The sequence below is a fragment of the Geodermatophilus sp. SYSU D00700 genome, from assembly GCF_054050255.1.
In genome coordinates this window covers 92,674-112,989 of the sequence record NZ_JBJGZA010000003.1, presented here as the reverse complement: position 1 = coordinate 112,989, position 20,316 = coordinate 92,674, and the positions used below count along the sequence as shown (strand labels likewise).

22 protein-coding genes are annotated in these 20,316 nt (G+C 76.1%); 12 read left to right on the top strand and 10 right to left on the bottom strand.

What is annotated here, in order from left to right; all coding sequences use genetic code 11:
* Window positions 1-1,545 carry a cytochrome ubiquinol oxidase subunit I gene (locus ACI79V_RS03810; protein WP_456886954.1) on the bottom strand — a complete coding sequence of 515 codons (1,545 nt, stop codon included), beginning with the start codon at window positions 1,543-1,545 and terminating at the stop codon, window positions 1-3.
* Between the two features lie 167 nt (window positions 1,546-1,712).
* Between ACI79V_RS03810 and ACI79V_RS03805 the strand changes: the two genes are divergently transcribed.
* Window positions 1,713-2,078 carry a BlaI/MecI/CopY family transcriptional regulator gene (locus tag ACI79V_RS03805; RefSeq protein ID WP_456874626.1) on the top strand — a complete coding sequence of 122 codons (366 nt, stop codon included), beginning with the start codon at window positions 1,713-1,715 and terminating at the stop codon, window positions 2,076-2,078.
* Window position 2,079: 1 nt separating this feature from the next.
* On the top strand, window positions 2,080-3,009 hold the full coding sequence (locus tag ACI79V_RS03800) for a M56 family metallopeptidase (protein WP_456886952.1): 930 nt from the start codon (window positions 2,080-2,082) through the stop codon (window positions 3,007-3,009).
* A gap of 23 nt (window positions 3,010-3,032) precedes the next feature.
* On the opposite strand, the gene ACI79V_RS03795 is transcribed toward ACI79V_RS03800, so the two are convergent.
* A complete protein-coding gene (locus ACI79V_RS03795) occupies window positions 3,033-3,926 on the bottom strand; it encodes an oxidoreductase (RefSeq protein ID WP_456874628.1) in 894 nt (297 codons plus the stop codon).
* Between the two features lie 64 nt (window positions 3,927-3,990).
* Between ACI79V_RS03795 and ACI79V_RS03790 the strand changes: the two genes are divergently transcribed.
* Window positions 3,991-4,572 carry a TetR/AcrR family transcriptional regulator gene (locus tag ACI79V_RS03790; RefSeq protein ID WP_456874629.1) on the top strand — a complete coding sequence of 194 codons (582 nt, stop codon included), beginning with the start codon at window positions 3,991-3,993 and terminating at the stop codon, window positions 4,570-4,572.
* Between the two features lie 36 nt (window positions 4,573-4,608).
* Here ACI79V_RS03790 and ACI79V_RS03785 read toward each other — a convergent pair whose 3' ends face one another.
* Both ACI79V_RS03785 and ACI79V_RS03780 read right to left on the bottom strand, forming a co-directional pair.
* Window positions 4,609-5,076 (bottom strand): MerR family transcriptional regulator, encoded by a 468-nt coding sequence (locus ACI79V_RS03785; RefSeq protein ID WP_456886950.1) that lies wholly within the window; start codon window positions 5,074-5,076, stop codon window positions 4,609-4,611.
* Between the two features lie 103 nt (window positions 5,077-5,179).
* Window positions 5,180-5,665: an Hsp20/alpha crystallin family protein gene (locus ACI79V_RS03780; RefSeq protein WP_456886948.1), complete on the bottom strand. Its 486-nt coding sequence runs from the start codon at window positions 5,663-5,665 to the stop codon at window positions 5,180-5,182.
* 255 nt (window positions 5,666-5,920) lie between these two features.
* Between ACI79V_RS03780 and gdhA the strand changes: the two genes are divergently transcribed.
* The 5 genes from gdhA to ACI79V_RS03755 are packed head-to-tail and all read left to right on the top strand — an operon-like array spanning window position 5,921 to window position 10,081.
* Window positions 5,921-7,270, top strand: a complete 1,350-nt coding sequence (gene gdhA, locus ACI79V_RS03775) for an NADP-specific glutamate dehydrogenase (protein WP_456886946.1) — start codon at window positions 5,921-5,923, stop codon at window positions 7,268-7,270.
* Window positions 7,271-7,327: 57 nt separating this feature from the next.
* Window positions 7,328-7,807 (top strand): STAS domain-containing protein, encoded by a 480-nt coding sequence (locus tag ACI79V_RS03770; protein WP_456886944.1) that lies wholly within the window; start codon window positions 7,328-7,330, stop codon window positions 7,805-7,807.
* A 51-nt stretch (window positions 7,808-7,858) separates the two neighbouring features.
* Window positions 7,859-9,139 (top strand): YibE/F family protein, encoded by a 1,281-nt coding sequence (locus tag ACI79V_RS03765; protein WP_456886942.1) that lies wholly within the window; start codon window positions 7,859-7,861, stop codon window positions 9,137-9,139.
* Window positions 9,136-9,753, top strand: a complete 618-nt coding sequence (locus ACI79V_RS03760) for a class I SAM-dependent methyltransferase (protein ID WP_456886940.1) — start codon at window positions 9,136-9,138, stop codon at window positions 9,751-9,753. Before ACI79V_RS03765 ends, ACI79V_RS03760 begins: the two co-directional genes overlap by 4 nt.
* Window positions 9,743-10,081 (top strand): TraR/DksA family transcriptional regulator, encoded by a 339-nt coding sequence (locus tag ACI79V_RS03755; protein ID WP_456886938.1) that lies wholly within the window; start codon window positions 9,743-9,745, stop codon window positions 10,079-10,081. The genes ACI79V_RS03760 and ACI79V_RS03755 overlap by 11 nt, the downstream gene beginning before the upstream one ends.
* A 59-nt stretch (window positions 10,082-10,140) precedes the next feature.
* Here ACI79V_RS03755 and ACI79V_RS03750 read toward each other — a convergent pair whose 3' ends face one another.
* Genes ACI79V_RS03750 through ACI79V_RS03730 form a run of 5 tightly spaced genes read right to left on the bottom strand, consistent with a single transcriptional unit; the run spans window position 10,141 to window position 15,064 of the window.
* Window positions 10,141-11,076: a glycosyltransferase family 2 protein gene (locus ACI79V_RS03750; protein WP_456886936.1), complete on the bottom strand. Its 936-nt coding sequence runs from the start codon at window positions 11,074-11,076 to the stop codon at window positions 10,141-10,143.
* Entirely contained in the window at window positions 11,073-11,960 is an 888-nt protein-coding gene (locus ACI79V_RS03745; RefSeq protein ID WP_456886934.1) for a glycosyltransferase, read from the bottom strand. Before ACI79V_RS03745 ends, ACI79V_RS03750 begins: the two co-directional genes overlap by 4 nt.
* Entirely contained in the window at window positions 11,957-12,994 is a 1,038-nt protein-coding gene (locus tag ACI79V_RS03740) for a prenyltransferase (protein ID WP_456886932.1), read from the bottom strand. The genes ACI79V_RS03745 and ACI79V_RS03740 overlap by 4 nt, the downstream gene beginning before the upstream one ends.
* Window positions 12,995-13,031: 37 nt before the next feature.
* The gene (locus tag ACI79V_RS03735) at window positions 13,032-13,817 is read right to left on the bottom strand and encodes a class I SAM-dependent methyltransferase (protein WP_456886930.1); all 786 of its coding nucleotides are present in this window, start codon (window positions 13,815-13,817) and stop codon (window positions 13,032-13,034) included.
* Complete coding sequence (locus ACI79V_RS03730; protein ID WP_456886929.1) at window positions 13,811-15,064, bottom strand: glycosyltransferase family 4 protein; 1,254 nt, start codon at window positions 15,062-15,064, stop codon at window positions 13,811-13,813. Before ACI79V_RS03730 ends, ACI79V_RS03735 begins: the two co-directional genes overlap by 7 nt.
* Window positions 15,065-15,116: 52 nt before the next feature.
* On the opposite strand from ACI79V_RS03730, the gene ACI79V_RS03725 reads away from it, so the two are divergent.
* The 4 genes from ACI79V_RS03725 to ACI79V_RS03710 all read left to right on the top strand — a co-directional run bounded on the left by ACI79V_RS03725 (window position 15,117) and on the right by ACI79V_RS03710 (window position 18,202).
* Window positions 15,117-15,410 carry a Dabb family protein gene (locus ACI79V_RS03725; protein WP_456886927.1) on the top strand — a complete coding sequence of 98 codons (294 nt, stop codon included), beginning with the start codon at window positions 15,117-15,119 and terminating at the stop codon, window positions 15,408-15,410.
* Between the two features lie 54 nt (window positions 15,411-15,464).
* Complete coding sequence (locus ACI79V_RS03720; protein WP_456886925.1) at window positions 15,465-16,199, top strand: hypothetical protein; 735 nt, start codon at window positions 15,465-15,467, stop codon at window positions 16,197-16,199.
* A gap of 131 nt (window positions 16,200-16,330) precedes the next feature.
* Complete coding sequence (locus tag ACI79V_RS03715; protein ID WP_456886923.1) at window positions 16,331-16,999, top strand: DUF6875 domain-containing protein; 669 nt, start codon at window positions 16,331-16,333, stop codon at window positions 16,997-16,999.
* Window positions 17,000-17,116: 117 nt separating this feature from the next.
* Window positions 17,117-18,202: a DUF4192 domain-containing protein gene (locus tag ACI79V_RS03710; protein WP_456886921.1), complete on the top strand. Its 1,086-nt coding sequence runs from the start codon at window positions 17,117-17,119 to the stop codon at window positions 18,200-18,202.
* A gap of 10 nt (window positions 18,203-18,212) precedes the next feature.
* Here ACI79V_RS03710 and ACI79V_RS03705 read toward each other — a convergent pair whose 3' ends face one another.
* A complete protein-coding gene (locus ACI79V_RS03705; protein ID WP_456886919.1) occupies window positions 18,213-20,297 on the bottom strand; it encodes a S9 family peptidase in 2,085 nt (694 codons plus the stop codon).
* Window positions 20,298-20,316 lie beyond the last annotated feature (19 nt).

Sequence of the window (20,316 nt, the reverse complement as noted above, 5' to 3'; positions counted from 1 at the left end):
CTAGTACGCGAAGGAGAGGACGTCGTCGTCGCTGTTGTCGTCGTCCCGGTCGCCGTCCCGCCGGAAGTTGCCCACCGCCGGCGGCGTCGGGGTGGTGTCGCCGGTGGTGACCCCGCGGCGGACCAGCCGGACGAGCAGGAACAGCTCCACCACGGCCAGGGCGCCGTAGAGCAGGCCCAGGCTGACCAGCGAGGTCCACACCTCGGCGGCGGTGATGCCGGGGGAGACGGCCTGGGCGGTGAAGAAGTACACCTGCTCGCCCACCGGGACGTCGGGGTTCGGGTGGACGACGAAGGGCTGACGGCCCATCTCGGTGAAGACCCAGCCGGCCGAGTTGGCCACGAACGGCGCCCCGACGGCCAGCAGCGAGCCGTAGACGCCGACCCGTGACGTCGGCACGCGCCCGCGGCGGGTGGCCCACAGCGCGTAGGCCGCCACCCCGGCCGACACGGCGCCCATGCCGATCATCAGCCGGAAGCTCCAGTAGGTGGCCGCGAGCACCGGGGTGTAGTCGATGGGCTGGCCGGCCCGGTCGCCGAAGCTCGGGTCGTCGGGGTACGTGGCGCCGTAGACCTCGGCGTACTGCTCCTGCAGGTCCTCGATGCCGGGGACGGCGGTGGAGAAGTCGCTGTGCGCGAGGAAGGACAGCAGCCCCGGGACGGTGATGCTGTGCACGTCGTCGCACTCGTTGGAGCCGAGCTTGGCCCAGGCGAACACCGAGAACGGCGCGGGCGCCTCGGTCTCGCACAGCGCCTCGGCCGAGCTCATCTTCAGCGGCTGCTGGTGGTACATGAGCTTGCCCTGCCAGTCGCCGGTGACGGCGACCAGCACGAAGGCGGCCAGCGAGACCCAGCCGCCGAGCCGGACCGAGCGCCGCCAGACGGCGTGGTCGACGTCGGTGGTGGGCGCCTGCGCCAGCCTCCGCTTCCGCATCTGGTAGAGGCCGATGCCGACGAGCAGGGCGCCGGCGACCATGAGCGCCGCGACGATCGCGTGGGTGAACGCGGCCAGGGCGGTGTTGTTGGTCAGCACGGCGAGGAAGTCGACCTGCTGCGGGCGGCCGTCCGCGCCGACGGTGACCCCGACCGGGTGCTGCATCCACGAGTTGGCCGCGATGATGAAGTACGCGCTGACGATCGAGCCGACGACGGCGGCCCACAGCGCGGCCAGGTGCAGCTTCTCCGGGATGCGGCCCCAGCCGAAGATCCACAGGCCGAGGAAGGTCGACTCGAGGAAGAAGGCCAGCAGCGCCTCCATCGCCAGCAGCGAGCCGAAGACGTCGCCGACGAAGCGGGAGTACTCACTCCACGCCAGGCCGAACTGGAACTCCTGCACCAGGCCGGTGGCCACGCCGAGCACGAAGTTGACCAGGTAGACGCGGCCCCAGAAGCGGGTCATCCGCAGCCACTCCGGCTTGCCGGTGCGCACCCAGAGGGTGTGCATCACCGCGACCAGGATCCCCAGGCCGATGGTCAGCGGGACCATGAGGAAGTGGTAGACGGTCGTGATGCCGAACTGCCAGCGGGCGATGTCCAGGACGTCCACGGCACCTGCTCCTCACCTGCCGGAACTCCCGGCACCTCCTTTCTACGCCTCGTAGAACTGCTTCTCTACGGCGCGTAGAAGATGTCGGCGTGAGGTGCGCGACAGCCTCCGTGCGGGGGGTGGCGCGAGCGTTCTACGCTGGGTAGAACCGATCGACAGGAGGAGCCGTGGCGTCGCTGGGGGACCTGGAGCGGACCGTCATGGACGTGCTGTGGGCGGCCGAGGGACCGGTCGCCGCGGCCGAGCTGCGCGACGCGCTGGCCGACCGCGAGCTGGCGCTGACCACCGTGCACACCGTCCTGTCCCGCCTGGAGGGCAAGGGCTTCGTCGAGCACGACGACGCCCGGCCGCGCCGCTTCCGGCCGACCGCCACCCGCGAGCAGCACGCCGCCGAGCTGATGCACGAGGTGCTCGGCCGGTCCGGTGACCGGCAGGCGGTGCTGGCCCGGTTCGTCGGCGGCGTCGACCCGGAGGAGGCGCGGCTGCTCCGCCGGCTGCTGGACGGGAGCGCGCCGGACGCCGGCACCCGCTGACGTGCTGCCCGCGACCGCCGCGGCGCTCGCGGTCCTCGCCGCGGCGCTCGCCTGGCCGGTCCCGGCACTGCTCGGCCGCGCCCGCTGGCCCCGCCGCGACCCGCTCGTGGCCCTGGTGTGCTGGCAGGCGATCGGGCTGGCCGGCGGTCTGTCGATCATCGGCGCGCTGCTGGTGCACGGCCTGGCGCCCTGGGGTCACTCGCTGCCCGAGGCCGGTGCGGCGGTGCTCACCGGCGACCCCGCGCGTGACCCCGTCCGCGGCGACCACTGGGTCACCCTGACGCTGGCCGCCGTCCTCGCGCTGGAGCTGCTGGGCGTGCTCGCGCTGTCCTGGGTCCGCACCACCCGCACCCGCCGCCGCCACCGGGAGCTGCTCGAGCTCGTCGTCCGGCCCGCGGCCGCCGCGCCCGACGCCCGGCTGCTCGAGCACCCCGCGCCGGTGGCCTTCTGCATCCCGGGCGCCCGCCCGCTGCTGGTGCTCTCCTCGGGCATGGTCGCCGAGCTCGACGACGACCAGCTCGCCGCCGTCGTCGCCCACGAGCGCGCGCACCTCGCCGAGCGCCACCACCTCTACCTGCTGCCGTTCGTGGCGTGGGAGGCGGCGCTGCCGGTGCTCCCCGCGGCGGCGCGGGCGCACGCCGCCGTCCGGGAGCTGGTGGAGATGCGCGCCGACGACCGCGCGCTGGCCTCGCTGCGCGGGACGGACCCGCGGCGGACGCTGGCGCAGGCGATCGTCGTCGCGGCCGGGGGAGCGGGTGGCGGGGTCCCCAGTGGCGCGCTGTCGGTGGCCGGCAGCGCGGTGGCCGCTCGGGTGGTGCGGCTGCTGGCGCCGCCCGAGCCCCTGCCTCCCGCGGGCCGAGCCGCGGCGCTGCTGGGCGCCGGACTGCTGCTGCTCGTCCCGACCGCCCTGCTGCTCCTCCCCGCCCTCTAGTTCGTGCACTTCCGCGGACGTGCTCAGACGCCGGCGGGGAGGGTGGCCGGGAAGTCGACGCCGGTCAGCTCCGCGGAGGCCGCCCACAGCCGGGCCGCGAGGTCGAGGTCACTGGCCGCGCGGGTGCGCCCGACCAGGGTCGGCTCGCCGCGCATCTCGAAGGCGCCGTCGGGGCCGGCGTAGCTGCCGCCCGGCAGGTCGGCGGTGGCCACGAACAGCGTGGGCAGGGCGCCCTGCTCGGCGGACTGGGCGACCAGCCGGTTGCCCAGCGCCATCGCCGCGTGCTTGACCCGGTTCTCCGTCCGGCCCTGCAGCGCGGTCGCCGACCACCCCGGGTGCGCCGCCACGGAGCGCACCGGCGAGCCGGTCGCGGTCAGCCGGCGCTGCAGCTCGAGCGTGAACAGCAGGTTGGCCAGCTTGGACTGGCCGTAGGCGCGCTCGGGGGAGTAGCGCCGCCGCTCCCAGTTCAGGTCGGCGAGGTCGATCGAGCCCATGCGGTGCGCCCCCGAGGAGACCGTGACCACCCGGTCGGTGACGTGCGGCAGCAGCAGGTTGGTCAGCGCGAAGTGCCCCAGGTGGTTGGTGCCGAACTGCAGCTCGAAGCCGTCGGCGGTCCGCGCCTCGGGGACCATCATGATCCCGGCGTTGTTGACGAGGACGTCGAGCGGACCGCGCCACGCGGCGGCGAAGTCGCGCACCGACGCGAGGTCGGCCAGGTCCAGCCGGCGCACCTCGACGTCGCCGGGCAGGCCCGCGGCGGCGGCCTCGCCACGGGCGGTGTCGCGGACGGCGAGCACGACGCGGGCGCCGGCGGCGGCCAGGGCCCGGGCGGTGGCCAGGCCCAGCCCGCTGGTGGCGCCGGTGACGACGGCGGTGCGGCCGGCCTGGGACGGAACGGTGAACGAGGACTTCGTCATGCCGAGTGAATGTAGTCGCCGTCAACAATGTAGTCAACGTCTACTCGGACTACGCTCCTCCGACGTGCGCGCACCCGAGCAGCCCTACCACCACGGCGACCTGCGGGCCGCCCTGCTGGAGCGGGCGGCGCACCAGCTGCGCACCGGTACGGTCGCCGACCTGTCCCTGCGGGCGCTGGCCCGCGACCTCGGCGTCAGCCACGCCGCCCCCAACCGGCACTTCCCCGACCGTCAGGCCTTCCTGACCGCGCTGGCCCGCTCGGGCTGGCAGCGGCTCGATGCCGCCCTGGCCGCCGCCGACCCCGGCGCCGAGGCCGGGCTGCGGCCCCGGCTGCTCGCCCTCGGCCGCGCCTACGTGCACTTCGCCACCGGGGAGCCGGCCCTCCTCGAGCTCATGTTCGCCGGCAAGGCCGCCGGCGAGTCGCACGACGGCCCAGGGCTGTCCGGGCCGGACGCGCTGATCGCCGACGCGCAGGCCCGTGGCGAGGTGTGCGCCGGCGACCCCGGAGCCCTCGCGACGGCGCTGTGGGCCGCGCTGCACGGGGTCGCCGCGCTCTCGGTCAGCGGCGTGCTCCGCGGCGCCGACGTCGACGCGCTGCTCGTGCAGACCGTCGACGCGCTCCTCGACGGCCTGCGGCCGCGCTGACCGGTCGCACGCACCGGCGGGCGCCGGGCCGGTGTGTCAGGTGCCGTCCGGCTCCCCGGCTCCGGCGCGGGGTGAGCGCAGCCGGTCGACGGCGTCGCGGAGCCGGTCGTTGTCGGCCTGTGCGTCGGCCAGTTCGTCCTGCAGGCCGACGATGACCTCGGCCGAGGCCAGCGGGTGGCCCTCGTCGAGCAGGCCCCGCAGCCGGGCGGCGAGCAGGAGCTGGTGGCGCGAGTAGCGCCGGTGGCCGCCGGGCGAGCGGTGCGGGTGCAGCACGCCGGAGCCGTCGAGGCTGCGCAGGAAGGCCGCCTGCACGCCGAGCAGCGCCGCGGCCTGGCTCATGGTCAGCGCGGGGTAGTCGGGATCGTCGAGCCGCCGGACGGCGTCGGCAGCGGCGCCGTCGGGCGGGGCGCTGTCGCGGATGGTGTCGTCGGGTGCGGCGCGGTCGGGTGCGGCGTCCCCGGCCGGGCCGCCGTCGCCGGCGGCGTGCCTGGCCTCGCTGCTCACGGGGACTCCTCGTCGGACGGGGACCCGGGGACCGCCCGGGAACGGCGCGGGGCCGGGCCGTCGCGGCCCGGCCCCGCGTTCGGGTCACCGATCGGTGCGCCGGTCAGCTCTCGACGGCGCGCTGCTCGTTGTCGTGCTCGATGGTGCGCCCTTCGACGGGGGTCGGCGCGTCGGCACGGGTGACGGTGATCTTGCGGGACCGCGCCTTCTCGGCCACCGGGATGCTCACGGTCAGGACGCCGTCGTGGTAGCTGGCCTCCAGCCGGTCGGTGTCGAGGCTGCGACCCAGGACCAGCTGCCGTGTGTAGGCGCCGTAGGGACGCTCGGCCACGGCCCACTCGGCGTTCTCCAGCTGCGGGACCGAGCGCTCGGCGCTGACGGTGAGCGTGGTGCCCTCGATGGACAGGTCGATCGAGCCGGGGTCGACGCCGGGCAGGTCGAAGTGGGCGACGAACTTGTCGCCGACCCGGTAGGCGTCCATCGGCATGCCCGACAGCGCGCGGGCGGTGCCGCCGCGGCCGGCGAGCTGGTCGAGCGCGCGGAAGGCGGCGGACGTGGCGGCGAACGGGTCGTAGGCGGTCAGCATCATGGCTGGTGCACCTCCTGGTGTGTCCGTGTGGTGTTCGCTGCCCGAGGCAGGACCTCTAGTGGCGACTGGAGATTACCTCGGTCGTGCACTCGTGTAAACGTCCATCTGCGGATGTTGTTCCCGGCCCCCCTCGACCAGGCCGGCGGCTCCGCACGTCTCGGGCGCCCTCCTCCCCCCGAGGGGGACGCCGGTACCCGGACGGCATCATGGGGTCGCGGATCCGGAACGGATCCGGTCGAGGAGTGGAGGACAGCCGTGGCCGACAGCCTCCCGCCGGTGGTCGAGCGCATCCACGAGGAGGTGCTGCGCCGCAACCCCGCGGAGCCGGAGTTCCACCAGGCGGTCCGCGAGGTCCTCGAGTCGCTGGCCGTGGTGCTCGGCCGGCACAGCGAGTACACCGAGATGAAGACCGTCGAGCGGATCTGCGAACCCGAGCGGCAGGTCATCTTCCGGGTGCCCTGGCAGGACGACGCCGGGGAGGTGCAGATCAACCGCGGCTTCCGCGTCGAGTTCAACTCCGCGCTCGGGCCCTACAAGGGCGGCCTGCGCTTCCACCCGTCGGTCAACCTCGGGATCGTCAAGTTCCTCGGCTTCGAGCAGGTGTTCAAGAACGCGCTCACCGGCATGCCCATCGGGGGCGGCAAGGGCGGCTCGGACTTCGACCCCAAGGGCCGCTCCGACGCCGAGGTCATGCGCTTCTGCCAGTCCTTCATGACCGAGCTGTACCGGCACCTCGGCGAGTACACCGACGTGCCCGCCGGTGACATCGGGGTGGGCACCCGCGAGATCGGATACCTGTTCGGCCAGTACAAGCGGATCACCAACCGCTACGAGTCCGGGGTCATCACCGGCAAGGGCCTGGGCTGGGGCGGAGCGCTGGTGCGCACGGAGGCCACCGGCTACGGGGCGGCCTTCTTCGCCGAGGCGATGATGGAGGCCGCCGGGGAGTCCTTCGACGGCAGGCGGGTCACCGTCAGCGGGTCGGGCAACGTCGCCGTCTACGGCATCGAGAAGGTGCACCAGCTCGGCGGCACGGTGGTCGCCTGTTCGGACTCCAGCGGCTACGTCGTCGACGAGAAGGGCATCGACCTCGAGGTCCTCAAGCAGGTCAAGGAGGTCGAGCGGGCCCGGATCGGCGCCTACGCCGAGCGCGTCCCGTCGGCGTCGTTCGTGGCCGGCGGCAGCATCTGGGACGTGCCCTGCGACGTCGCCATCCCCAGCGCGACGCAGAACGAGCTGGACGGGGACGCCGCGGCGGTCCTGGCCCGGGGCGGCTGCCGCTACGTCGTCGAGGGCGCCAACATGCCGGCCACCCCCGACGCGGTGCGGGTGTTCCGCGAGGCCGGGATCGGCTTCGCGCCGGGCAAGGCCGCCAACGCCGGGGGCGTGGCCACCTCCGCGCTGGAGATGCAGCAGAACGCCTCGCGCGACCGCTGGACCTTCGAGCACACCGAGGCCCGGCTGGAGGAGATCATGCGCGGCATCCACGAGCGGTGCGCCGCCACCGCCGAGGAGTACGGCTCCCCGGGCGACCTCGTCCTCGGCGCGAACGTCGCCGGCTTCCTGCAGGTCGCCGAGGCCGTCCACGCGCACGGGCTGGTCTGAGGCGCTCCTGGCGGCCGCCCGGGCATGGGATCCGCGGGCAGCGGGAAGTGCGCGTACATGGACGACTCCGTACCGCCGGACGAGGGCGCCGCGGCCGACCACGGCCCCGAGGCAGAGGGCCGGCACGACGGCGAGGCCCCCGACGTCACCGTCGAGCTCGACGGTGACGTCAGCCGGGTGGCCGTCACCGGCGACCTGACCGAGGCCGCCCGCCGTCCCCTGGTCCGCGCGGTCACCGACCAGCTCCTCTCGGTGCCCACGCTCTCGCGGCTGGAGCTGCAGCTGGCCGGGGTGACGTTCATGAACTCGGCCGGGATGGCGGTGCTGGTGCAGCTGCAGCGCATGACGCAGCCGCGGGCGGTCACCGTCGCGCTGGTCTCGCCGCCGATCGCGGTCGTCCGGCCGCTGCAGCTGACCGGCCTCTGGCGGCGCTTCGAGGTGGTCGACCCCGAGGCGGGGCCGGCCGACGGCGGCGGCTCGCCGCCCTCCGGCGCCCAGACCCGGCGGCCCGACGGGCCGGACGGGCGCAGCGCCTGAGCCCCCGGTGTCGGGCGGGGCCCGGAGGGGCGCGGCTCCTAGCCTGACCGGGTGCCGCCCTCTTCCTCCTCCCACGGCCACTCCCACGGTGCGGACCCCGACGCGCCGCCGCCGAGCGCCGAGACGCTGACCCGCCGGCGCCGGGCGGTGTGGCTGATGCTGCTGCTGCTCGTCCCCGCCGGGCTGGCCACCGTCGTCGGCCTGGTCGTGCTCTGGCCCGACGACGAGCCGACCCGTGCCCAGCAGGTCGCCGAGACCTTCCTGCCCCCGGGCACCACCTATCCCGACGGGCGGGTCGTGTCGCTGCAGACGTTCCCCTGCGGCGAGGCCGGCACCTCGCAGGCCACCTGCGCGACCGCCGTCGTCGAGGTGCTCGAGGGGTCCGGCGCCGGGGAGTTCCAGCAGGTCGACCTGCAGGCCGACGTCGTCGCCAACGGGGTCGGGGAGGGCGACACCATCGTGCTCACCCGCGACCCCGGCGCCGAGGGCGGCACCAGCTACCAGTTCTCCGACGTCGAGCGGAGCACGCCGATGCTCGCGCTGGCGATCGCGTTCGCGCTGGTCACCGTCGCGGTCGCCCGGCTGCGCGGGCTGGCCGCGCTGGTGGGACTCGCGTTCGCGTTCTTCGTCCTGCTGCAGTTCGTGCTGCCCGCGCTGCTGGCGGGCTCCTCGCCGACGCTGGTCAGCCTCGTCGGCTCGGCCGCGATCATGTTCGTCGTCCTCTACCTCGCCCACGGCTTCTCCGCCCGGACGACGACGGCGCTCGTGGGCACGCTGTTCGGCCTGGCGCTGGTCACCGGGCTCGGCGCGGCGTCGGTCGCCGCGGCGCGGCTGACCGGCCTGACCAGCGAGGAGACCACCCAGCTGCTGACGTACGACCCGACGCTCGACTTCTCCGGGCTGGTCATCGCCGGCGTCGTCGTCGCGGGCCTCGGCGTGCTCAACGACGTCACGATCACCCAGGCCTCGGCGCTGTGGCAGCTGCACGAGGTGGACCCCGCGATGGGCTGGCGGGCGCTCTACCGCCGCGGCATGGCGGTGGGCCGCGACCACATCGCCTCGACGGTGTACACGATCGTGTTCGCCTACGCCGGGGCCGCGCTGCCGCTGCTGCTGCTGTTCGAGATCTACGCCCAGCCGGCCGGTGTCGTGCTGACCAGCTCGGCGCTGGCCGAGGAGGTCATCCGCACGCTGGTGGGCGCCATCGCGCTGGTGCTGGCGGTCCCGGTGACGACGGCGGCCGGCGCGTTCTTCGCCACCGCGGCCGGGACGGCGGCGGGCGCGGCCCCGGAGCAGCGGATGTCGGCCCTGCGTGCGAGGTTCGCCCGATGAGCGATCTCCTGGCCGCCGCGGAGGCGGCCCCCGGTTTCATGCCCGCCGACGAGGGGCGCGCCCTGTACGAGGCCGCCCGCGCCGTCGCCGTCCCCGGGCCGTTGCTCGAGATCGGCTCCTGGATGGGGAAGTCCGCGCTCTACCTCGCCGCCGCCGCGCGGGAGACCGGCCGGCAGGTGGTCACCGTCGACCACCACCGCGGCTCCGAGGAGCACCAGCCCGGCTGGGAGTACCACGACCCGTCGCTGGTCGACCCCGCCGTCGGGCTGGTGGACACGCTGCCGCGGTTCCGCCGCACGATCGCCGACGCCGGTGCCGAGGACGTCGTCGTCGCCGTCGTCGCGCGGTCGGAGGTGCTGGCGCCGCTGTGGTCGACCCCGCCGGCGCTGCTGTTCCTCGACGGCAGCCACACCGAGGAGTCCGCCCGCCGCGACCAGGACGCCTGGGTGGCCAAGCTCGCCGTCGGCGGGACGCTGGCCATCCACGACGTCTTCCCCGACCCGGCTGATGGCGGGCAGGCCCCGTTCGGCGTCTACACCCGGGTGCTGGCCACCGGCGACTTCACCGAGCTGCCCGGCACCGGCTCGCTGCGGCTGCTGCGCCGTGAGCGCTGACCCGCTGGGGGCGGAGCGGGCGGCCGCCCAGGCGCAGATCGAGGCGCTGACCCGCCAGTTCGACGAGATCGTCGCCGCCTCGCAGGCGTCCAACGCCGACGACGAGCACGACCCGGAGGGCGCCACGATCGCGTTCGAGCGGCAGCAGGTGGCGGCGCTGCTCGAGCAGGCGCGCCGCCGCCTGGCCGACGTCGACGCCGCGGTCACCGCCGTGAAGGCCGGCACCTACGGCCGCTGCGAGTCCTGCGGCCGGCCGATCGCCCCCGAGCGCCTGGAAGCCCGTCCCACCGCCCGCACCTGCATCGACTGTGCGACTCGCCGGGCATAGGAAGCTCTCCGCACGTCTGGAGCCCGTAGACGTGCGGAGAGCTTCCTATGCCTCGCCGGTCAGCTGACGTACTTCCGCGCCGTGCTGCGCCGCTGGAGGGCGTCGAGCGCGGCGAAGCGCGCCTCGGCGTGCGGGGGCAGCACCCGGCGCTCGCGCACCACCCACGGGACGCCGCGCACCGCGGCCAGCAGCCCCTGCACGGTCACCCGGTCGCGGGGCAGCGTGGCCAGCAGGTGCAGCGTGCGGCGCAGCGCCGGCCGCAGCGGGCGCCGCAGCCACGTCGTCCACAGCGTGTTGCGGATGCCGTCGCGGCGGCGGCGGTGGGAGTCGCGGGCCCGCGAGGCCTGGTGGTGCACGGTCAGCGCGGGCAGGTAGCACAGCTCCCAGCCGGCGGCGGCGAGGTCGCCGGCCATGAGCTCCTCCTCCCCGCCCAGCCACAGCCGCTCGCAGAAGCCGCCGACCTCCAGGAACGCCTCCCGGCGCACCACGCTGGCGCCGGCGAGGAACGAGCCCAGCGCCGGCCCGGGCAGCCAGTCGGCGCCGGGGACGGGGGAGTCGCGCAGCTCCGGCACGATCGGGTCCTCGCGGCCGCCGGGCTCGACGAGGATCCGCCCGGTCACCACGGCCAGCCGCGGATGGGCGTCGAGCACGTCGGCGGCGGTCCGCAGCGACCCGGGGTCCCACCACGTGTCGTCGTCGCAGAAGGCGACGTAGGGCGTGGCGAGCCGGGCGACGCCCACGTTGCGGCCGACCGCGCCCAGGTTGTCCGGGCTGGCCACCAGATCGACGGCCGGGAACCGCTCGCGGACGGCGTCGGCGGTGCCGTCGGTCGAGCCGTTGTCGACCACCACCACGTGCGGCCGCTCGGGCAGCGCCACCAGCCGCGCGAGCGCGCTCAGCACCTCGTCGCGCCGCTGGTGGGTGATCACGACGACGGCGACCCGCGGGTCGGCTCCGGTGCCGGTGGTCTCCGCGCGGGCCTGCGTGGCCGTCACGCGGCGTCCCCGGCGAGCAGCCGCAGGTCGGCCAGCACGTGCGCCGGCACCCGGCGACGGCGGCGCAGCGCGGCCGGCAGGTCCGGCACCGCCCGCCGAAGACCGCGCCGCTCCGGGGCGCCGGCCCGCAGCGCGGCTCCCACGGTGCGCGCCACGTCGCGCCACGGCAGCCGCATCACCGCCGTGAGCGCCTTCGACCGCCAGATCGCCGCCCGCCGCTGCGCGGGGTCGTGCCGGCGGGTCGAGGGGTGGTGGTGCACCGTCACCGCCTCGACGTAGGCGATGTCCCAGCCGGCCGCGGCGAGGTCGAGCGCGAGCCGCTCCTCCTCGCCGGGGAAGCGCACCACCGGGTCGAAGCCGCCGGCGGCGAGGAAGGCCTCGGTGCGCACCATCGCCGCGCACCCGATGAAGCCGAGCAGCCGCGGGCCGGGCAGGTGCGGGGGCGTGCCCAGCGGGCTGGCCGCGAGCTCGGGGCACAGCGGGTCCAGCCGCTCCTCCGGGCCGACCAGGACGCGCGCGTTCAGCACCGCCAGCCGCGGGTGGGCGCGCATGACCGTCGCGGCACGGGCGAGGTCGCCCGGCGCCCACCAGGAGTCGTCGTCGGCGAAGGCCACGAACTCCGTGCCGGCGTGCCCGGCGCCGATGGTGCGCGCCCGGGCACCGACGTTCTCGGCCAGCGGCAGCACGGTCACCTCGGGCAGGGCCGCCCGCACGGCGTCCACCGTCCCGTCGGTGGAGCCGTTGTCGACCAGCACCACCGGGGCCTCGTGCCGGGGGAGGGTCGCCAGCAGGTCGTCACGGCGGTCGCGGCTCATCACGACGACGGTGACGCCCTCGGCGGTGGGGGACGGGGGCGTGTGGGGGTGCTCGGTCGTGCTGGTCACGGTTGTCGACTGCCCGGCAACGGCGCCGCCGAACCGGGCGCGTCCTCGGTGCCCGGCGCCGGCAGCGCCGACGGGTCCGCGAACAGCCCCGACGCCGGGGTCGCCCCGGTCAGCGCGTCGGCGGCGAGCACCACTGCCGCCGCCGTCCAGGTGGTGCGCTCGACCGGCCAGCGGGCGTCGTCGGCGTAGACCAGCCCCGTCCAGTACGAGCCGTCGTCGTGGCGCAGGTGCTGCATGGCCGCCACCTGCTCGTGCGCGGCCTCGGGCTGGCCGGCGACGACCAGCGCCAGCGCCAGCTCGCAGGTCTCCGCGCCGGTCACCCAGGGGCGGTCGGCGACGCAGCGGGCACCGAGGCCCGGGACGACGAAGCGGTCCCAGTCGGCGGCCAGCCGGGCGCGCGCGGCGTCGCCGGTGACCGCGCCGGCCAGCACCGGGTAGTACCAGTCCATCGAGTACCGCGACCGGTCGGCGAACGCGCCGGGGTCGGTGCGCAGCGCCGTCCCGAGGCCGGTGACGGCCAGCTCCCAGTCCGGCTGGGGGTCCCCGACCAGCCCGGCCAGCGCGATGCCGCAGCGCAGCGACTGGAACAGGCTGGCGTTGCCGGTCAGCAGCGCGGTGCCGTCGGGACTGCCGTCGGGCCGCAGCGCCCAGCCCACCGCCCCGCTGTCGAGCTGCATGCGCACCACGAGGTCCAGGCCGCGGCGCACCACCGGCCACAGCTCACCGGCCAGCGCCTCGTCCCGGCTGGCCAGCCAGGAGTGCCAGGCGCCCACGGCCAGGTAGCCGGCGTGGTTGCTCTCCACGGCGGGGGAGGTCTCCGCGCCGCCGCGGTACTCCGCGGCCCAGGAGCCGTCGGGGCGCTGCCGGCCGGCCAGCCAGCGGTAGGCGGCCGCGGCGCGGCCGTGCTCGCCGCCCACCTCCAGCGCCATCGCCGCCTCGACCGAGTCCCACGGGTCCAGCTGCCCCCCGCGGAACCACGGCAGCGCGCCGTCGGCCCCCTGCTCCGCCGCGATCGCCGCCACCGTGCGGCGCACGGCGGCGGCGTCGAGGACACCGGGGAGCTCGGGGAGGTCAGTGCGTCGCAGCGGTCCGCTCCCGCTCCCCGGCGGCGGTGACCGTGCGGCGACCGGCCCGGCCCGCGCCACCGGCGCCGGGCTTGTCCGCGTAGACCACCAGGCTCTTGCCGATGAGCGGGTCGAGCAGCCGCTCGGCGGTCCGGGTCAGCCACGGCCGCTTGGTCAGGTCCCAGACCAGCAGCCGGTGGTAGGCGCGCACGACGGCGGTGTCGCGCTCCACGCCGACGGCGCACTTGAGCCACCAGTACGGCGCGTGCAGCGCGTGGGCGTGGTGGCGCCGGCCCGGCACCAGCCCGGCGACCCGCAGCCGCGCGCGCAGCGCGTCGCCGCGGTAGATGCGCACGTGGCCGCCCTCGTTGGCGTGGTAGGCGTCCGACAGCGCCCAGCACACCCGCTCGGGGCCGTACCGCGGCACGGTCACCACCGCCCGCCCGCCCGGCTTGAGCACCCGGACGATCTCGGCCATCGCCCGGGCGTCGTCGGGGACGTGCTCGAGCACCTCCGAGGCGATGACCCGGTCGACGCTCGCGTCGGGGAAGGGCAGGTGCAGCAGGTCGCCGCGCACCACCTCGTAGCGGGCGCCCTCCGGTGCCTCGCCGGCCTCCGCGATCGCCTCCAGCCAGCGCTTCGTCGTCTCCACCTCGGACCCGCCCCGGTCGACGGCGACCACGCGGGCGCCGCGGCGGTAGGCCTCGAAGGCGTGCCGGCCCTCGCCGCAGCCGAGGTCGAGGACGGTGGCTCCGGGCCGCAGGTCGAGCAGGTCGTAGTCGACGGTCAGCACGGGCGGCCCTTCTCCTCCAGCACGCGGGCGTACCAGTCGGCGGTCCGCTCGGCGGTCGCCCGCCAGGTGTAGGCGGCCAGCACCCGGCGGCGTCCGGCGCGGCCCAGCTGCTCCTGCAGCGCGGGGTTTTCCAGCACCATCCGCAGCGCCGCGGTGAGCTCGTCGACGTCGCCGGCCCGCACCCGCAGCCCGGCCTGGGTGCCCACGACCTCGGGCAGCGCGCCGGCGTCGGTGGTCACCAGCGGGGTGCCGCACGCCATGGCCTCCACGGCCGGCAGCGAGAAGCCCTCGTACAGCGAGGGGATCGCGGCCACCGTCGCCGACTGCAGCAGCCGGACCAGGTCGGCCTCGGGCAGCGGGCCGGTGAACCGGACGGCGCCGCGCAGGCCCAGGCGGTCCAGCGCCGACTCGGCGGGGCCGCCGGGCCGGGCGGTGCCGACGACGGTCAGCCGCACCGCACGCTCGGTGCGCAGCTTGGCCAGTGCCTCGAGCAGGTGCACCAGGCCCTTGAGCGGGACGTCGGCGCTGGTGGTGACCACGATCGAGTCGACCTCGCGCGGGCGGCCGGCCGGCGGCGGGGTGAAGTCGCCGGGGTCGATGCCCACGGGAATGACCTCGACGCCGGCCGCGGGCACGTGCAGGTGGGTCTCGATGTCGCGGCGGGAGCTCTCCGACACCGTGGTGACCGCGTCCAGCCGCGGCGCGACCCGCGCCTGCATCGCGGTGAACCCGTACCAGCGGGTCAGCGTCAGCCGGCGGCGCAGCGTGGGCGCGGCGGCGAGCTCGAGCTGCCGGTCGATGGCCACCGGGTGGTGCACGGTGGCCACGGTCGGGACCCCGGCGCGGACCAGCCGCAGCAGCCCGTAGCCCAGGCTCTGGTTGTCGTGGACGACGTCGAACTCCGCGGCGCGGGGGAGCAGCAGGCGGGCCGCGCGGAGGGTGAACGTCAGCGGCTCGGGGAAGCCGGCGGTGCACATCGCGGCCCACTCGGCGACGTCGATCCAGTCGCGGAACTCCGAGGGCCGCGGGGTGCGGAACGGATCGGGCTCGCGGTAGAGGTCGAGGCTGGGCACCCGGGTCAGCGGGACGCCGTCGTCGAGCTCGGGATAGGGCTGGCCGCTGAGCACCTCGACGGAGTGGCCCAGAGCGGTCAGCTCCCGCGAGAGCGCCCGGACGTAGACGCCCTGCCCACCGCCGTGGGGCTTGCTGCGGTACGACAGCAGTGCGATCCGCAGCCGTCGTCCCATGCGCCGGACACTACCGACCCCCTCCGGTCCGCCCGGCTGACAGGGTGACCGGGTGATCCGACACGTCGTGCACTTCACCTGGTCCGACGCCGCCGACGAGGACCGCCGCGCCGAGACCGTCGCCGCGCTGCGCCGGCTGCCCGAGCAGGTCCCCGGCTCACTGGCGTTCACCGTGGCCGCCGACGCCGGGCTGGTCGAGGGCAACGCGCACACCGTGCTGGTCGCCGACTTCCCCGACGTCGAGGCGTTCCGCCGCTACGCGACCGACCCGGTGCACCTGGCCGTGATCGCCGAGCACGTCCGCCCGTACCTGGCCGCCCGCAGCGCCGTCCAGTACGAGCTGTGACCCGCCCGGGGAACCGGCCTGCAGCGGCGTCCCCCCGCGGTTAGCGTCGCGATCGTGAGCCTCCGTCTGCGCGCCTCCGCCGGCCTGGCGGCCGCCGCCGTGCTCACCGGGTGCGCGGGCGGGGAGGTCGGGGGCACGGCCTCGCCCGCGTCGTCGACGGCGTCCTCGGCCCCGGCGTCCGGGTCCCCGGCGTCGGGCACCGACCTCGCGCCCGGCCTGCTGCCCGCGGACGCCTTCGGGCCGGGCGCGCAGGTGACCCCGCTGACCGAGGCGCAGCTCGCGCAGGGGGCGGCGGCCGCCGGCGGCGCGGCCGGGGACGTGCAGGTGACCCCGCCGGAGTGCGCACCGGCGGTGCAGGGCACCCAGCCGTCGTTCGACGAGTACGACGACGTCGCCGCGCAGGTCGCCGTCCTCGGGACGGTCACCACGGTGCAGGCCCTGGCCTCCGGCGGCCCGGCCGAGGACGCGCTCGCGGGCTTCGGCGAGCAGCTGGAGGGCTGCCGGTCGGTGCAGGTCACCTCCCCGCAGGTCGGCACGGTCACCGTCGCCTTCGACGAGCTCACCGTGCCCGACCTGGGCGACGGCTCGGCCGGCGTCGTCTTCACCACCACCGCGACCGGGCCCGACGGGCAGCAGGTGACCGTGCCGGCGCTGGTCGGCGTCGTGCAGGACGGCGAGCGGGTGCTGGTCCTGCTCACCACCGAAACCTCGGGCGGCCGGCCGGACCCGACGGCGTTCACCGGCCTGCTCGAGCAGGCCTACGACACCCAGGCCGCCGCGCTCGACTGAGGCCGGTGCGCGCGGGGCGGTGACGCCCGGGTGCGGACCAGGGCCGTTGACGGGGGCGACGGGCGGCCGGGGACGGGCAGGCTCGGGAGGACCGGCGACCGGCGCCGGCTCTCCGCCCCCGGGAGGCCCCGATGTCGACACCGACCGCTGACCTGTTCCTCCTCGAGGACCTCGAGAGCGAGGGGAGGACGAGTGGTCTGGCCGACCGTGACCGGGACGCGCTGCGCGCCGTCGCCGACTGGATCCGGAGCTTCGTCGTCCGGCCGCACGACGAGCTCGGCCGCCCGGGCCCCGTCTGCCCCTTCGTACCCACGTCCCTCGAACGGCAGCGGCTCTGGCTGGCTCCCGAGCAGGTCGGCGACGGTGGCGTGCCCCGCGTCGTCGAGCTGATGGAGGGCCACAGGCGCCGGCTGCTCGAGGCCGGGGCCGCGGACGGCGGCGACACCACCTACGACGTGACCGTCGTCGTCTTCCCGGACCTGCCGGCCGAGCGTGCGCAGGGCGTCTTCGACGACGTCCTGCAGCAGATCGCCGTGCCGTCCTACGTCGAGGACGGCATCGTGTTCGGGCCGTTCTACGACGGCAACCGGTCGACCGCGATCTACAACGGGGGGTTCCGGCCGTTCCAGTCCCCGGTGCCGTTCCTCTTCGTGCGGCACGGGGTGGTGAGCGACTGGAAGTTCTTCCTGGACCAGGAGGACTGGCTGGGCCACTGGGCGCGTCGCTTCGGCGAGGCGGCGGTGCACGAGCTCGCCGCAGAGCTCCGCCGCCTGCCGTGGAACGCCCGCCGCGACCGGTGACCTGCGCCGGCACGGCCGGCTGACACTCCGGGTCCCGGCCGTCCACAGGGGCCGGGCCGCTCCACAGCCGGGGGTGGCCCGGCCCGCCGGCCCCGTCGTCGACCCAGGGTCGGCGGCGTGGACGAACCCCCGATCCCCGTCATCCGGCTCTCCGACAGCGGCGAGGTCGCCGCGGCCCTGCCGCACCTGCTCGGCTTCCGGCCGGCCGAGTCGCTGGTGCTGGTCAGCCTGCGCGGGCCCGGCGGCAGCCGGGTCGGCCTGACCGTGCGCGCCGACCTCCCGCCGCCGGGTGCGGCCGCCGCGCTGGCCCGCACCCTCGCCGCCAAGGTCGTCACCGACGGTCCCGACGCCGTGCTGCTCGCAGTGGTCTCCGAGGCGCCCGACGTCGCGGCCCTGCCCGTGCTGCCGCCCGACGTCGGCGTCCCCGAGGTCTGGCCGGAGCTGCCGCACCGCGACACGGTGCACGAGCTGGTGCTGGCCCTCGACGCGCAGGACGTGCCGGTCCGCGAGGCGCTGCTGGTCCGCGGCGGACGCTGGTGGGACTACGACTGCCCCCATGCCTGCTGCGAACCGGGCGCCGGCACGCCCGTCCCCGGCGGCGCCAGCCCGCTGGCGGCGGCCGCGGTGGCCGGTGGCGCGGTCCTCGCGCCCGACCGCGGTGCGCTGGCCGCCCGCATCACCCCGCCCGACGGCCCGGCCGCCGCGGCGATGGCCGAGGCGTGCCTGCAGGTGGGACGACGGCACGCCGTCCGCCTGCGCGCGGTGGGCGCCGCGGCGCTCGCCGCCGAGGGCGCCGCCCTGGTCGCCGACGCCGCGGCCGCCTGCCGGCCGGGCCCGGCCACCGCGGGCGCCCGGCTGCCCGACGTCCGGGTCGCCGAGGTGCTGTGGGCGCTGACGCTGCCCGACGTACGCGACGGGGCGCTGGGCCTGGCGCTGGGCGACGACGCCCCGGCCGCCGAGGTGCTGTGGACCGAGTGCACCCGCCGCGCGCCGGTGCCCCTGGACGGCGCGCCCGCGACGCTGCTGGCGGTCAGCGCCTGGCTGCGCGGGGACGGCGCCATGGCCAACGTCGCGCTCGACCGGGCGCTGGCCGCCGACCCCGCCGCGGTGCTGCCCCGGCTGCTGGCCGACGGGCTGGCCGCCTGCCTGCCGCCGGCGGAGCTGCGCGCCCTGATCGGCAGGACGCTCGTGCCCGGCAGGTGACGAGGACGCGCTAGACCAGGGCGGGCCGCTGCCACTCCTGGCCGAGGACGTGCTCGGCCAGGAAGGCGATCACCGTCTCGTACCAGACCGTCGCGTTGCCGGGGGTGAGCACCCAGTGGTTCTCGTCGGGGAAGTACAGGAACCGCGAGGGCACCCCCCGCTTCTGCAGGTCGTACCAGAGCCGCAGGCCCTCGCCGATCGGCACGCGGTAGTCCTTGTCGCCGTGGATGACCAGCACCGGCGTGCGGATGGCGTCGGCGAAGCGGTGCGGCGAGTTCTGCTCGTAGCGCTTGGGGGTCAGCAGCGGGTCGCCCCACTCCTTCTCCCAGTAGTAGGCCGCGTCCGTGGTGCCGACGAAGCTGTCGAGGTCCCACAGGCTGGCGTGGGTGACGATCGCCCGGAACCGGTCGGTCTGCGTGGCGACCCAGTTGGCCATGTAGCCGCCGAACGAGCCGCCCATCGCTGCGGTGCGCTCCGCGTCGAGGTCGGGCCGCTCCAGCGCGGCGTCGACGGCGGCCATCAGGTCGGTGTAGGGGGCCCCGCCCCACTCGCCCCAGCCGCGCCGCACGAAGTCCTGGCCGAAGCCCTGCGACAGCGCCGGGTTGGGCAGCAGCACGGCGTAGCCGCGGGCGGCCAGCACCCACGGGCACCAGCGCCACGACCAGGAGTTCCAGCTCATCAGCGGTCCTCCGTGGATCCACAGCAGCAGCGGCGCCGGGTCCTCCGGCGAGGCGCCCTCGGGCAGCACCAGCCAGGCCTGCACCTCGGCGCCGTCGGCGGCGGTGGCGCGGACCTCGGTGAGCGTGCCCGGCAGCGGCCCGACGGCGCCCGGCGCGGGCAGCGGGTCGGGGTGCTGGCCGGTCGCCCGCGGGTCCAGCCGGACCGGCGCCGGGGGCTGGTCGTAGGCCGACCGCAGCGCGTAGAGGGCGCTGCCGTCGCGGGCCACCTGCAGGTCGCTGTAGGCGCCGTCGGCGGTCAGCCGCACCGGCTCGCCGCCGGCCACCTCGACCCGGAACAGCGCGTGCCGGCCGTCGTCGTCGGCGAGGAAGTAGACGGCGGCGCCGTCGGCGGCGAACTGCGGGGCGCTCGGCCAGCGGTCGAAGTCCGGGGTCAGCTCGCGGGCCTCGGCCGAGGCGACGTCGACCAGCAGCAGCGTGAAGTCCGGCGGCTCGGCGTAGGTCGTCATCGTCTCGCGGACGCAGACCACCGAGCCGCCGTCGGGGGAGAAGGCGCCGGAGTGGACGTCGGCCAGCGGGTCGTCGACCAGCACCCGGCTCTCCCCGGTCGCGATCTCCACCAGCACCAGCCGGTCACGGCGGCCGGCCGGGCCGTCGGGCACCTGGTCCACCCGCAGCGCGAGACGACCGTCGGGGGAGAGGGCCACCGACTCACCGGCGCCCGTGGGCGGACCGGCGTCGGGGGTCAGGTCGCGGAGCTCGGGCGGCTCGGGCGCCTCACCGGCCGGCCCCTCCGCCGGCAGCGCGCCGGCGAAGAAGAGGTGCGGCACGGCCGGGCCGAGGTCGGCGTCCCAGTACCGCACCGGGTAGGCCTCGTGCAGGATCGCCGACACGCCGGCGTCACTGCGGGCCTTGCGGCGGGCCTCGTCGTCGTCCGCGGCGGCGGCGCCGGGGATCGTGGCGGCCACCACCGCGACGTCGCCGCTGTCGGCGGCGACCGCGAACCCGGCCACCCCGCCGGGCCGGGTGACCACCGCGCGGGCCTCACCGCCGCCGGGCGGCAGCGCCCACAGCGCGGGCTTCGGCTCCCCGGCGTCCTTGCCGGCTCCCGGGTCGGGACGGGCCGAGACGAACAGCAGGGTGCCGTCGGGGGCGAAGGAGGGCGCGGACTCGCCCGGGGCGCTGCGGGTCAGCCGCCGCGGCGGGCGCTGCCCCTCGGGGTCGACCTCCCACAGCGCCGACTGCCACTTCTTGCCCTCGGCGTCGAGCGTCTGCACCGCGACCACCAGCCGGGTGCCGTCGGCCGACAGCGCCAGGCCGCTCACCCGCGGGATCGCGACGAAGTCGGCCAGCCGCTCGAAGGGGGAGGCCGGGGCGGGGTCCGCGGGGCTGTCGGTCGGGTGGTCGGGCTGGCTCACCGGGGCTCCTCGCGGGTGG

Coding starts and splice junctions, on each gene's coding strand:
- ACI79V_RS03730 (WP_456886929.1), bottom strand. CDS start 15,064: ATGGGACGACGGCTGCGGATCGCACTGCTGTCGTACCGCAGCAAGCCC.
- ACI79V_RS03795 (WP_456874628.1), bottom strand. CDS start 3,926: ATGACGAAGTCCTCGTTCACCGTTCCGTCCCAGGCCGGCCGCACCGCC.
- ACI79V_RS03780 (WP_456886948.1), bottom strand. CDS start 5,665: ATGATGCTGACCGCCTACGACCCGTTCGCCGCCACGTCCGCCGCCTTC.
- ACI79V_RS03715 (WP_456886923.1), top strand. CDS start 16,331: ATGTCGACACCGACCGCTGACCTGTTCCTCCTCGAGGACCTCGAGAGC.
- ACI79V_RS03760 (WP_456886940.1), top strand. CDS start 9,136: ATGAGCGATCTCCTGGCCGCCGCGGAGGCGGCCCCCGGTTTCATGCCC.
- ACI79V_RS03770 (WP_456886944.1), top strand. CDS start 7,328: ATGGACGACTCCGTACCGCCGGACGAGGGCGCCGCGGCCGACCACGGC.